This window comes from Ensifer sp. ENS11 (assembly GCF_014851895.1).
GTDB lineage: Bacteria > Pseudomonadota > Alphaproteobacteria > Rhizobiales > Rhizobiaceae > Ensifer > Ensifer canadensis.
The window spans coordinates 1-13042 of sequence record NZ_JACVAN010000033.1 but is presented as its reverse complement, the minus strand read 5'-3'; the positions used below and the strand labels follow the sequence as shown (position 1 = coordinate 13042).

At 60.2% G+C, this 13042-nt stretch carries 8 protein-coding genes and 1 pseudogene; 2 read left to right on the top strand and 7 right to left on the bottom strand.

The genetic code is table 11. From position 1 onward, the window contains the following. Nucleotides 1-296 precede the first annotated feature (296 nt). The 6 genes from IB264_RS32740 to IB264_RS32715 form a co-directional block, all read right to left on the bottom strand. Nucleotides 297-2063 (bottom strand): hybrid sensor histidine kinase/response regulator, encoded by a 1767-nt coding sequence (locus tag IB264_RS32740; RefSeq protein ID WP_192435131.1) that lies wholly within the window; start codon nucleotides 2061-2063, stop codon nucleotides 297-299. A gap of 27 nt (nucleotides 2064-2090) precedes the next feature. Beyond that, nucleotides 2091-2231, bottom strand: a complete 141-nt coding sequence (locus IB264_RS32735) for a hypothetical protein (protein WP_192435129.1) — start codon at nucleotides 2229-2231, stop codon at nucleotides 2091-2093. A 291-nt stretch (nucleotides 2232-2522) separates the two neighbouring features. Further along, nucleotides 2523-4070 (bottom strand): alkaline phosphatase, encoded by a 1548-nt coding sequence (locus tag IB264_RS32730; RefSeq protein ID WP_210335708.1) that lies wholly within the window; start codon nucleotides 4068-4070, stop codon nucleotides 2523-2525. 271 nt (nucleotides 4071-4341) lie between these two features. After that, the gene (locus IB264_RS32725) at nucleotides 4342-5409 is read right to left on the bottom strand and encodes an ABC transporter ATP-binding protein (protein ID WP_192435125.1); all 1068 of its coding nucleotides are present in this window, start codon (nucleotides 5407-5409) and stop codon (nucleotides 4342-4344) included. Nucleotides 5410-5425: 16 nt separating this feature from the next. After that, nucleotides 5426-7594, bottom strand: coding sequence for an iron ABC transporter permease (locus tag IB264_RS32720; protein ID WP_192435123.1), 2169 nt, complete (start codon nucleotides 7592-7594; stop codon nucleotides 5426-5428). 133 nt (nucleotides 7595-7727) lie between these two features. Beyond that, nucleotides 7728-8753, bottom strand: a complete 1026-nt coding sequence (locus IB264_RS32715) for an ABC transporter substrate-binding protein (protein ID WP_210335707.1) — start codon at nucleotides 8751-8753, stop codon at nucleotides 7728-7730. 230 nt (nucleotides 8754-8983) lie between these two features. Here IB264_RS32715 and IB264_RS32710 point away from each other — a divergent pair, with 230 nt between their 5' ends. Together IB264_RS32710 and IB264_RS32705 are read left to right on the top strand one after the other, a co-directional pair. Further along, a complete protein-coding gene (locus tag IB264_RS32710) occupies nucleotides 8984-9754 on the top strand; it encodes a response regulator transcription factor (RefSeq protein ID WP_309141687.1) in 771 nt (256 codons plus the stop codon). A 215-nt stretch (nucleotides 9755-9969) separates the two neighbouring features. Next, on the top strand, nucleotides 9970-12246 hold the full coding sequence (locus IB264_RS32705; protein ID WP_192435117.1) for an ATP-binding protein: 2277 nt from the start codon (nucleotides 9970-9972) through the stop codon (nucleotides 12244-12246). A gap of 34 nt (nucleotides 12247-12280) precedes the next feature. On the opposite strand, the pseudogene IB264_RS32700 reads toward IB264_RS32705, so the two are convergent. Next, a pseudogene (locus IB264_RS32700) lies at nucleotides 12281-12676 on the bottom strand (transposase); the annotation flags it as partial. Nucleotides 12677-13042: the final 366 nt, after the last annotated feature.

Below are 13042 nucleotides of genomic sequence, written 5' to 3'. Positions count from 1 at the left end.
AGAGCCTCGCCGGTCTTTTTGCCGCTTGCTTGTGGCCGTCGGACGGCCTCCATCGCCCGGTCGAAAACATCGGCTCGTTGCTGTTCTTGGCGATTACGCGCGGTCGCTGGTCAGACCGGATGGGTGAGGGTGCCGGGTGCCGCGAGGTTGGCTCGATCAAGCGGAAAGGCTGCCGAGGCTCGTCTTCCCGGTCCCCCGCCTTCGCTATTTTGAACCCGCTGAGGCGAACTGGTCAAGCCGCGCCAACGAGGCTCTGGCAACATTGCTGCCGACGCCTGGTGCGCTCAATACCCTGGTTATCCGCGGGGGTCCGGCTCGAAGCCCTCCAAGGCGGCATGGATCGCATCGCGCAGCTCCTCTCCCGTGATGGGCTTGTGCAGAATGCGCGCGCGACTGGCGCTAACCTCCTTGAGGCGCGATGGCGAGGTGTCGCCGGTAACGATGATGGCCGGAACGCGGCGGCCGATGTGGTCGCAAAGGGTCTGGATCGCGTCCAGACCTGTGGCGCCATGCTCCAGGCGGTAATCGGCAACGATAAGATCGACCGGCGCGCTGCCGGCCACCAGGGCTTCGGAATGGACTCTCAGCACTTCCTCGGCAGACCGGCCGGCATAGATGCGATGCCCCTCCAGGGTCAGAAGCCGAACCATGGCGTCGGCCACCTCCTTCTCGTCCTCCACCAGTATGATACCGGCCGTGATGCCGGCCGCGGGAGATGGCCGGCCGGGTTGCAGGGGAGATCCTACCGAGCGAGCCCTCGGAACTGTGATCGAGAACATCGAGCCGCGCCCGGGCACGGACACCAATCTTAAGGGATGTTGCAGCAGCTCGGCCGTGCGCCGAACGATGGCAAGGCCCAAGCCCAGACCCTGTGTGCGGTCCCTTGCCGGGTTCTGCAACTGCATGAATTCCTCGAAGACCATCGCTTGCTGATCGGCAGGAATGCCGGAGCCCGAGTCCAAGACCTGGATTTCGACCGAATTGCCGCGCCTGCGGCAGCCAAGGAGGACGCCGCCCGCATTGGTGTAGCGAAACGCGTTCGACAACAGGTTGTTGAGGATCCGTCGGAGCATCATCGGGTCGCTGTCGATCAGCAAGTCGCTGTTGACGATCCGCCAGTCAAGACCGCGCTGGTTTGCTTCTGCGGCGAACTCGTCGCGAAGATCGCGAAAGAGGTCGCGCAACGACACTGTCTCGTTTGCGATCGTCACGATGCCGGCGTCAAGTCGGGAGATATCGAGCAGCGCATTCAGCAGTCCGCCGAGATTGCTGACGGCGGATTTCGCCCTCGTTGCCAGATCGCGAGCATCGGCTGAGGCGACGTTTCCACGCTGCCCCAATATTGCAAGTGTGGAAACAAGCAGGCTCAACGCATGGATCGGCTGGCGCAGGTCGTGGCTGGCGGCTGCCAGAAATCGAGTCTTGGCGCGGTCTGCTGCCTGTGCCCGATCACGTTCCTCTTGCAGGTGACCGACGAGGCTCTCGTTTTCCAGTCGCAGGCTGACGGTTTCACGCAACATCCGGTAGGTGATGCGGCAGTAGTAGAAGTTGATTGCCACAAGGGAGGCGAGCAGGAACAGGAAAGCGCCGGAAATATCGCTGTCCGTCAGAATGCAGCGGACGGCGATCGGCAAGACCGTCACAAGAATTGAGCCGATGAGCGCGGGCGGAAAGGCCGACAGAGACGGAACCGTGCCGCAGACGAGGCCGGTCAGCACGATAACCGTGAACGAAAGAACAATGGGCGCATCCGGAAGGAAGCCGACCCAGCCGAGCGTGCCCCACAGCAGGCCGGACGCCCAGGTGAATGCTGCAGCGAGCCAGGCCCATCGCATGATGGACCGGGAATCCCTTGGGCGGCTGAAAAAACGGCGGGAGGCGAGCACACGCAAGACGATGAGCAGATAGAGCGCGCCAACCCATCCGACCAGCCAACTCGCCGATACGGCATTGCGAAGGACGTACACCGCAGCGCCGGAAATGACGATGTTGGAGATGACCACGCCATAGGAGTTGCGATACAGAAGCTCGATGAGAGCCTGGCGGATCTTGTCTTCGTGCATTAGCCCTCTCCAGATGCCGGAGGGACATCATCCAGCGGTCCATCCCAGGACGATTGATTTATCGGAAAACTGTTTCCCATAAGTTGGCGGCCAAGAATTTGCGCCGAACCTTTCATCGAGGGTGGCCAGATGAACCACTCGTTCGCCGTCATCCTTGCCGGCGATCATGTGATTGTCTCCGGGCAGATGTCATCGGCAATCGTCCCGAAGTAGCCCGTGTACGTGGGAAGCTTCCGGTCATGGAACGTGTTGCGCTTGAAAAGACACTGGCTCCAGCATGGCAACACAGACGTGCTCACCCCAAAAAAAGCTGCCTCGGCGAGAATGGCCATCTCTGCACGTGATCCTTAGGGAACATCATCTGAAGGCAAGGCAACGTCCAACTGACGAACGCCGCATGACGGGAGTCATGCGGCGCCTTCGAGGTTGTATAGCATCGCGAACAGATAGTGGTCGCGTCTAGTTGTCGGTCAGACGATCGGTGATCTTCGAAGCGAAGTTCATCACATGGAAGATGTAGTTCTCCTCGACGGTGCCCTGGAACAGGTGAGCCCACGGCCCTGCTGCATAGATGCCAAGATCTTCGCCACCATGTGTTTCGCTGTTGAGTGGCACCAGCGAGTGCTGGACAAAGTCAGGCTTTGTCGTTTCTTCGGAGGTCAGCATCGGCCGTTCCTGCGGTTTTTCATAACCGCCCGGACCGTTCGCGAAGCCGATGGTAGTGTAAGTCTTGCCATCCTTCCCGTAGATCGGCTCTCCGTCGACGCCGACAGAAATCCCCAGGATAGGATTGCCGCGCTTGGCATAGCCGGCAATCGTCAATGTGTGGCTATGGTCGCCGGTGATGACGATCAGCGTCTCGTTGAGGTCGACCTTTCGTAGAACGGCCTTTACCGCCTCGTTCATGGCAGCGGCGTCAGACAGGGTACGGTAGGCGTTCGACTCGTGGCTGGCATGATCGATGCGTCCGCCTTCGACCAGAAGAACATATCCTTCCGGGTTGCGCGACAGGATGTCGATCGATTTTTCAGCCATCTCGGCAAGCGAAGGCTCGCCAGCCTTATCGGCTGCGCGGTCGACGTCGTATTGCATATGTGACGGCTCGAACAGGCCAAGGAGATGGTCTGTACGTGTGGTGTCGATCGCGTCAAACTGGGACTTGTTCCAGACATAGGCGCCCCTCTCGCCATACCGGTCAGTCCACGCCTTGGTTAGATCCATGCCATCCTTGCGCTTGCCGCTCTTCTTCGCGTTTCCTGGGTATTCAGGGTCTTCGACCGACGCGGGCAGGAAATTGCTGCGGCCGCCTCCAAGCGCCACTTCCAGACCATCGCCATAGCGCATTTCGACGAGCTGGCGCGCGATGTCGAGGCAACCGGCGCTGATCGCCTCTTCGGGCATATGAGCGTCGGATTCCCAGTCGCGATTGGCAATGTGTGCGTAAGTGGCGCCCGGCGTCGCATGCGTCATTCGCGCGGTCGTGATCGCGCCGGTAGACATGCCGATCGTCTCGGCCATCTCCCACAGTGTGGTCACCTGCTTGGTCTTCTGATCCTCGCACGAGTCCAGCTTGGCCGTGTGATCAAGCCCCATGGCATCGTTGATCGACTTCACGCCGGTTGTCATGGCAACGGCACTGGGAGCAGAGTCCGTAATCTGCGCATCCGACGAGTAGGTCTTCGAAGCGGCGAGGTAAGGAAAAGCCTCCCATGCAAGCACGTTGGACTCGCCATCGACGCCACGCTGCTGCCCCTCGAAGATCCGGGCAGCGGTGACCGTCGAAAATCCCATGCCGTCGCCGACAAAGAGGATAACGTTCTTCGCCGCGTTCGTGTTCTTCTGCAGCTTGAGGATGTTTGCCAGTGTGGTGTCGGCCTGCTTGAAGTAGGGGTCATCGGCCTGAACGAGCGTTGCGTCAGCGGCCGCCGCCCGCGTGGCTCCGACCAGGCCGAGAAACGCCAAGTGCAGAACCGTGCTCCGCAATCCGGCAGTTTTGATTGTCCTCATTCTCATTTCTCTCCTCCATGTTTGCCCTTCTCAAGGGCGGTTTGTGATCCGGTGCCACGCAAAGGTCATCGCCTGCGCAATGTTGGAATCTTCATTCTCGTGGCACCGCACCGCTACGCGCGTTCTCCCAACGCACGTTCCCTTTGTCGGGGCGCCGTGCGCCAGCCGACCAAGATCGTTTCATTTTCAGATGGACGGCCCGAAACGATCTAGCTCCTTGTTTCGACGCATTTCCTGGAGCCAAAACAGGTTCGTGCTTTTCCTGGAAACGCTATGCTGCAACCAGTCGCGCATCCGCCGGTTCGAAGCTGACGAACACGGATGATCCGACCTGTGGCGCACCGGCGATCGGCGGCGCCACGGCGAAAAGAGAACCGAGTTCTCCCTGCAGCGTGTATTGGATCTGGTTTCCCAGGTAGGCGGCATAGGTGATCTCCGCCGGAAAACTTCCGTGACCCGGCGTCGCTGCTAGCTTGATCTGATGAGGCCGCAAGACGAGTTTGGCCGGGCCGGTCGGCGCAGCAGCCGAGGGCAGCATCAACATCTTACCGCACAAAGCGATTTCTGCCCCAGACGAGGATGCTCCCATGACGTCAACATCCACGAGGTTCGCATCGCCGATGAAGTCGGCGATGAAAGCAGAGCCGGGGCGCTCGTAGAGATCGTGAGGCGATCCTTCCTGGGCGATCTCGGCGTTCCGCATGACGATGATGCGATCCGAAACCGCCATCGCCTCTTCCTGGTCGTGGGTCACGTAGACAGCCGTCAGACCTAGCCGCTGCTGTATCTGGCGAATTTCTTCGCGAACATGACGGCGCAGCTTCGCGTCAAGATTCGATAGCGGTTCGTCCAATAGGAGCACTTCCGGCTCGAGCACGATTGCGCGGGCGACGGCGACGCGCTGCTGCTGGCCGCCTGATAGTTCCGAAGGCAGGCGATTGCCGAACCCCTTGAGCCCGACGAGCTCAAGACCCGTTTCCGCCCGTTGCTGGGATTCGGCCTTGCGCATCCGCTTGACGGTCAGGCCGTATGCGACGTTCTCGAGAACAGTCATATGCGGGAAGAGTGCATAGGACTGGAACACCATCGAGACCTTTCTGTAGGTGGCCGACAGGTGCGTAACGTCCTGGCCGCCGATGAAGATGCTGCCTTCGCTGGCGCTTTCCAGCCCCGCGATCAGACGCAGCGTCGTCGTCTTGCCGCACCCTGAAGGGCCGAGAAGCGTCACAAGTGTTCCGGGCTCGATCTCCAGCGACAATTCCTTGAGAGCGGTCACGTTGCCGTAGCGCTTCACGACCCGGTCGAAACGGACGGATCCTTTCGGCTGTGTGTTCGTCATGGGTTGGTCCTTTCGTTCAGGCCGCTTCGAGGCGGTTGGTCCGCCGCAGGCGCCTTTGGCCGATGGCAAATTGAAGGGTGAGGATGGCGGCGAGCATCGTCAGGATCAGCACGGCGGAATAGGCGATGGCGACGCCGAAATCGCCGTTCTCGACGCGGCCGACGATGAAGGATGTCGCCATGTTGTGGCGGGCACTGACCAGAAAGATGACGGCCGAGACTGACGTGATGGAGCGCACGAAACTGTAGGTCACGGCGGCAAGAATTGCGGGGCCGAGCAGTGGCGCAAGAACGCGACGAGCCGTGGTAAAGCTGTTGGCACCGAGCATCGTTGAGGCTTCGTCGAGGCTCTTGTCGAGCTGGGACATCGCGGCAATCCCGCCACGCACGCCAACCGGCATGTTGCGGAAGATGAAGACGATCACCAGGATGATGGCCGTACCCGTCAGCTCGATCGGCGGGAAGTTGAAGGCCAGGACATAGGCCACGCCGATAACCGTGCCGGGGATGGCGAAGGAGAGCATCGTCGAAAATTCGAATGCCGCCTTGCCGAAGAACCTCTGTCGAACCAGCAGATATGCAGTGGCCAGACCGATCAGGGCGGTCAGCGGCGCTGATATTGCGGCGATACCCAGCGTCGTGAAGAAGCTGTCCCAGGCCGAGCCGGTGAAGCGCAGGCCGTTGCCGAGATCGATGGCGAAGGCGCGAGCATAGTGCGCAAGGGTGAATGTATGGTCGTAACCCCAAAGCTTCACCAGGCTGCCGAACGCAATCATCGAATAGACGACGGCCGTGAAGGCGGCCCAGGGCAGTGCAAGTGCGTAGCAGGCGGTCCTCAGTCCGGGGTTGAGCGCCGCATGCCGGCCGGAATCTGCTTTACCGGTCACCGTCGTATAGGATTTCGTACCGACCCAGCGACGCTGAACCAGAAAAACGCCCAGCGTCAGAAACAGGAGGGCAATCGACAGGATGGCGGCACGCGCCGGATCGGCGACGGCGCCAACGATCGCAAAGTAGATTTCGGTCGAAAGCACGTTGAAATTGCCGCCGAGCACGAGCGGGTTGCCGAAATCGGCAAGACTTTCGATGAAGCCGAGCAGGAAGGCATTGGCAAGTCCGGGCCGCATCAGGGGAAGCGAGACGTAACGAAATGTCTGCCAGCGGTCCGCATCGAGCGTCTGCGAGGCCTCTTCCATCGAGGGGCTGACTCCCTCGACGACACCGATCAGCACCAGAAAGGCAATTGGCGTGAAGCTCAGAACCTGTGCCAGATACACACCCCAGAAGCCGTAGAGCCAGCGCGTCCGCTCCATTTCGAAGACGTCGGCCAGCAAGTTCGTCACGGTGCCTGATCGGCCGAAAAGCAGGATGAGTGCCAGACCGATCACGAATGGAGGGGTGATGATCGGGATGATCGTCAGCACCCGCAGAAGGCCCTTGGCCTTGAAGTTCGTGCGCGTGAAGATCAGCGCGAAGGCAAGCCCGAGCACGGTCGTGCCCAAGCCGGTCATGAGGGCAAGGATCAGCGAATTGGTTCCCGAGCCGCAAGGCCCCGCAAAGACAAGGCACTTCGCGCCCCAGATGTCGGACGAAAGGAGGCGTGGCAAGAACTCGCTGAGACCGTAACCTGTCTTGTCGCGCAGTTCGAAAGCGCGCAGCAGGACATGCGAGACAGGGTAAAAAACGAAAACGCCGACGGAGGCGAAAATGGCGCCGATCAGCCCACAAACGAACGCATCGCCCCGACCCTTGCCGAGACCGGAAATGCCTGTGGTCACGGTGAACAGCAGGCCGCAGAACGTCAGCAAGGCACCGAGACCCATACTGCCCTGACCTGCTGCGGTACCGGGAAGTGAGAGGACGCGTGCGCCCGAAGGGATGATCAACAGGCCCTGCATCGCAGTAAGCGTGAGACCGGCCGCGGCAAAGGCGACAAGGCCGAGAGCCGCCGGCCGTTGCGCCTTGACGGCGAGAAGCACAGCAAGCGAGCCTGCAAAACCGATGAGCGGAGCGGCAAGCCACCAGTGTCCATGAAACAGCAATTGGGCCAGACCGGACGGCAATTCGCCTCTGACATAGCTTGCCAGAAAGGCGGGATCGAGCAGGCCCGCATCCGTCTCGTACCATGGCAACAGGACATAGCCCGCCAGCCCCAGCACTAGCCAAAGCGCGGTGGTCGTTTTCATTGGAGATGTTCCCTAACTAAGGCCGATCAGCGCAAGAACGGCGCAAATGGCATCGTTGCCGCGTCGCGAGCGACGTCAGCCTGTGCCGGAGACGGACGACGGCGTGCGCGCGGCAGGCCGTCGCCGCTGGCTGTTATTGTTCGATGGCGCCGCCGGCCGATTTTACCTCCGCATCCCAACGGGCAAGGAGCTTCTCGCGCGTCTTCGACGAGCCGTACGTTGCAAAATCGTAGTCGATCAGCTTGACCGAAGAGAGGTTTCCCACTTCAGGCGGCACGGGCGTGTTCAGGTTGGAAGGCGTCTGATAGGACTGTGCCTGAGCGCCGAGCTTCTGGCCATCCGGAGACAGCACGAAGTCGATGAACCGTTTGGCGGTCGCGGTGTTCTTGGTGCCCTTGACCATCGAAACCGCGCCGACTTCATAGCCCGTGCCTTCGCACGGAGCGACGATCTCGAGCGGAAAGCCCGAATTCTTCTGCTGCACCATGTTGGCCATGAAGCCGATGGCGAAAACGGATTCGCCACGCGCAGCGGCCTTCACGGGCGCCGAGCCAGACTTGGTGTACTGGTTGACGTTCTTGCCAATTTCGGCGAGCAGGCGGAAAGCCTCATCCTCGCCGAAGAGCTGCACCAATGTTGCAATCTCGGTGTAGGCAGTGCCGGAGCTGTTCGGGTTGGAAACCTGGATTTCGCCACGATAGGCGGGGTCTGCAAGATCCTTCCAGCAGGCCGGTGCCTTCAAGCCCTTTTCCTTGAGCAGTTCGGCGTTGTAACCGATGCCGAGTGCGCCAGCGTAGACGCCGATGGCCTTGCCGTCGGTGATCTCGGCCATGTTCTTCGCCCAGCCGAGCAAATTCGTCGTGTCCGCGCCGGAGGCCTCCGTGAGGTTTTCCTCGGCGGCGATCATATGCGGATCACCTGTTCCGGCAAACCAGACGTCGATCTTGGGGTTGCCGGACTCGGCCCGGATCTGTGCGAGTGTCTCACCCGTGCTTTTGCGGATCAAGGAAATGTCCGCACCGCTGGCGGCGCGAAATTCATTCGCGACTAGGTCGCAATGGTCTTGTTCCGAGCTGCAGACGACGCTGAGCTGCTGGGCAGCCGCAGTTGTCGCGGTTGCCGCGATCAGCGCGGAACTCATGAATAGTGTCTTCAACATCATTGGCCGTTGCTCCTCCCTGCCATGGCTATTCGACAAACCGTTGCCGAACAACCGGCTCTAATATGTCAGTCGCGTTGGCGATTTTGCCACGATCATTGCATTAACAATCCTGCGCCGTACCGGCTTATTGATTGGGATTGTTTCAAAAGTTACAGCCGTGCCAACTTTGGCAATCAAACGCGTCGTGCAGACTTGTCCGCTTCAATATATGGTCGCTCCATGCCGCCATGTGCGGCATGGGAGGAGCTTTCGAGGTGAGGGGACTATCAGACAGACGGAGCGTCATCGCTATCGTTGATGACGATCGCGAGCATCGCGATATGGTGGCGAGCCTACTTACGGAGAACGGATTTTCAGCGATTGCGCTTGCCAGCATCGCCGAATTTGTCGCGCTCGGTGAACGGCCGGAGGTAGATCTGGCGCTCATCGACCTGAAACTCAAGGGGGAGTCGGGTCATACGCTCGCCATGCATATCCGCGCGCGCCTCGATATGCCTATCGTGATGCTCACGGGCCGAGGTGATGAGATCGATCGTATCATCGGCTTGGAGACGGCGGCGGACGACTTCATCACCAAACCCTTCAATCCGCGCGAGTTGCTGGCGCGTATTCGCGCCGTGCTGCGAAGATACGGCCGGCCGGCTGCAGGAATAGTATCGCCCGACACTGCGGCGCCGTCATCGATCGCGTTTGGCGAGCTGCGGGTCGACAAATCAAGGCGCCAGTTGCTGGACTCTGATGGCAACGAGGTCGCGCTCACGAATTCGGAATATCGTCTGCTTGAATATTTCCTCGATAATCCAAATCGCGTCATTCCTCGCACGGAGTTGCTGACCGATCTTGGTAGCGACCTCACGAACTACGGGGATCGAACGATAGACGTCCTGATATTGAGGCTGAGACGCAAGATCGAGCGCGTCCCTTCGAAACCAGTGCATCTTCAGACACGTCGAACGCAAGGGTACATCTTCGTCACATCCCAGGCGCCGCACGAATGATGGTGCGCTTCCGACACCTCAGCGTGCAGCAGAAGTTGCTGGCAGCATTGATGCTGCTGTCGGCTGCGACGGTGTTGATCGGCGCTGTGGCATGGGTCGCGCTCGACCGTTCCGAGAAACGGCTTACAGCGCTGCATTCCGCCACGGTCCAGGATGTCGGTGACGCGCTTGCCATTTCACGTCTTGTCTCTCAGCTCTCGAGCACGGCTCCGTTCTTGCTGACCCTGCAATCGTCGTATCTGATCGAGAAGGAGGCCGCAGCGGTACTGGAAACGGCGGGCCGGATCGAAGAACAGGTTGGGACGCTCTCCAGCTCCCACCCAAGGCTCGCGGTGCAGTTCGACATGCCGCTCGGCGCGCTCAGAACAGCGGTCGCGGATCTGGTCGCAGCGACCGAGCGGCAGTCGGTCATTCGCGATGCGAAGTTGCGTCTCGACCGGGAACTTCTTTTGTTGGATTCTGCCATTCTTCCCGGGCAGGACACATCCGCGCTTGCCAACCCCCGGCAGCAATTTGCTGTCAGGCAGTTGATCGATCTGCTCGCGGCCGCACGCCGCACGGACAATCTGTTCCATCTCGGCGAACTTGACCGCGAATATCACGCCGTACGACGACTGGTCTCAGTGACCATGCCCGGTCAGCTGTCAGCGCTGACAAGCGATGGCGAAGGGCCGGCTCGAATTTTTGAATTGCGCCGGATGGAGTTCGCTTTTCTGGCAAAGGCAAGAAACGCGCTCTCGCGTATTCGCGAGCAAACAGAAAACATCAACCAGCTGAGCGCGACAGTCATCGCACAAGCCGATGTAAAGCTCTATGCCGTGCGGCTCGATACTCGCTCCTCCATTGACTATGCGAAGGTCGTCATCCTTGCCGTCGGGGCGATCAGCGCGGGGGTCACCATTGCCGCCGCTCTTTTTGTCGTTCGATATGTCGCCGCCAATCTCAGGGCCATTTCTGAAGCCATGGTGCGGCTGGCCCTCGGTGACCGGAGCAGCCGGCTGGCGCGAACCCGGCAGCCGGACGATGAGATAGGCAAGCTCTTCCACGCGTTCCGGATGTTCCGCGCGACCGTTTTGAGATTGGACCGATCGAACCGGCAGCTTCGCCGCAAGAACCTGCTCTTCGAGACGGTCGTCGCTGGAATGAGCGACGGCGTGGCAATAACCACACCGCAAGGCACGATTGCGGCCGTGAGTCCGAACCTGCCGAAAGTATTGCGGATCGAGGCCGGTGCTGTTGCCGTGAACCGGACGCTTTCCGGTGTCTTCGAGGCTTCACCGTTCACAAGCACCGGCATCCGTCACGACGCAGCACCAGAAAATCACGAGCTTAAAAGTGCCGACGGCGGCGTGATTGAATGCAGGCTGGCCTCTCTTCCCGATGGTGGTGTCGTTTGGCTGTTTTCGGATGTTACCGAGCGGCGACGCGTCGAGGCGCGCTTGAACGAGATAAGACGGATCGAGAGCCTCGGCAAAATCGCCGGCGAAGTCGCGCACGATTTTGGCAACATCCTGTCCACCTTGTCAGGTAATCTTCATCTGATCGAGACGGCGAGACCCGACGCCGCGGCAAAATTGTGTCAACGCATGGGGGCTTCCGTCGAGCTTGGCGCGACCTTGGTGCAGCGACTGCTTGCCTTTGCGCGAAAGCAGCATCTGGAGCCCGAGATCATAGACCTCAATCTCCTCGTTTCAGGTATGGGGGATCTGGTCGAGATCGCGTTGAATGGCGAGGTTGACCTCGTCATCAGTCCCCACGGCCAACCGCTGCTTGCCAAGATGGACCCTGGCCAGCTCGAGAGCGCAATTCTCAACCTGTGCCTCAACGCGCGACAGGCCATGGATGAGCGAGGACGGATCGGCATTACCCTTCGCGCACGAGGGGATCAGGCAGCAGAGATCGAAATCACCGACACGGGCTGTGGCATGGCGCCTGATATACGCAGGCAATGTCTTGAGCCCTTTTTTACCGCGCGGCGCGACGGGCAGGGAACGGGTCTCGGTCTTTCGATGGTCTATGGGTTCATCCGTCAATCGGGCGGCGACTTGTCGATTGAGTCTGAACCTGGACGCGGCACAACCGTTACGCTTGTCATTCCGCTTGCCACCGCGACTGACGGTCCCTCAATCGGGTACACCGACCGCCGGCGTTGCCTGCTGGTCGACGACGATCCGATGGCGCTCACCAACGGCGAGCGCATGCTCACGGCCGCCGGGTTCAATGTGGTCGTGGCAAATTCAAAGTCCTCCGCCGAAGGGCAGTTGCGGTCGCTATCGCCGCTACATGTGCTTGTCACCGACCTTCACCTCGATGGCTTGCCGAGCGGGTGGGACCTTGCCAGCAAATGGCTGGATTCATCGGCGCAAGCGCGCGCGGTCGTCGTTTCCGGTCGGTTTCCTGAAATCAATCCTTTGGCGGACCGCTATCCGGGCCGGCTGATTTGTGTTGGCAAACCACTGACCGGGAGCAAGCTCGCGGCTCTCAACCTATAACGGCCCAATAGCAGAGGAGCAGTGCGTCCCCGGCGAGTGCATCATCTTCCTTGCCGTAGAGGAAGCGATAGATCGTCTCGGTGCAGACACGCACAGCGCTCACGCCATCGAGCAGGCGGCCGGCGATCTGTTCCGGTGATCAAAGCGCCTTCAGCTGCTCGATGACCAGTTCACGCAGTTGCGGATGACGTCTGAGCTTCCTCAGGCGCCGCCGACGCTCCTTGCTGATGTCGTCGGCAACCGTCGAGAAGTAGCCGCTATATTCGGGCAGCTCGCGATCGTGGAATGTATTGCGTCTGATCTCGCGATAGATCGTCGATCGATGCCGACCGAGTTGGCGCGCCATTTCATTGATCGGCACTTTGCGTTCGACAAAATGGTGTAGTCGACGTCGATCGGCGAGACTCAGTTGCGAATAGCGTTGTGACATTCCAAAATCTCCAAGGGGAAGCCGTTGAAATCATTGGCATGTCGCACTTGAAAATAGAATGTACCCGGCTACACACGATGTGGCAGCAAGGTTGAACTGTCCACGTTGGCGCAAAGTAGAAATGTCACTTTGGGCGGCGCGTCGTCAGCCATTTAGACATGCGACACTCGACATCTCCACTGGCGCTGAGGCAAGCCCCCGACCGGACCGGGTTGCAAGGGAAGGGAGGGGGCGGATGAGACGCTCCCCTTCGGCTTTAGCTTGGACAGTTGAAGCAGCCGGTCATTCCGCCGCATCGAGGTCAGAGAGCGCCTGTCGCCGCCGGGCAATGACCGCAGGATCGTTCATGAAATCCTTCCGACGTCC

Coding starts and splice junctions, on each gene's coding strand:
- IB264_RS32740 (WP_192435131.1), bottom strand. CDS start 2,063: ATGCACGAAGACAAGATCCGCCAGGCTCTCATCGAGCTTCTGTATCGC.
- IB264_RS32720 (WP_192435123.1), bottom strand. CDS start 7,594: ATGAAAACGACCACCGCGCTTTGGCTAGTGCTGGGGCTGGCGGGCTAT.
- IB264_RS32735 (WP_192435129.1), bottom strand. CDS start 2,231: ATGATCGCCGGCAAGGATGACGGCGAACGAGTGGTTCATCTGGCCACC.
- IB264_RS32710 (WP_309141687.1), top strand. CDS start 8,984: ATGTGCGGCATGGGAGGAGCTTTCGAGGTGAGGGGACTATCAGACAGA.
- IB264_RS32715 (WP_210335707.1), bottom strand. CDS start 8,753: ATGTTGAAGACACTATTCATGAGTTCCGCGCTGATCGCGGCAACCGCG.
- IB264_RS32730 (WP_210335708.1), bottom strand. CDS start 4,070: ATGAGGACAATCAAAACTGCCGGATTGCGGAGCACGGTTCTGCACTTG.
- IB264_RS32725 (WP_192435125.1), bottom strand. CDS start 5,409: ATGACGAACACACAGCCGAAAGGATCCGTCCGTTTCGACCGGGTCGTG.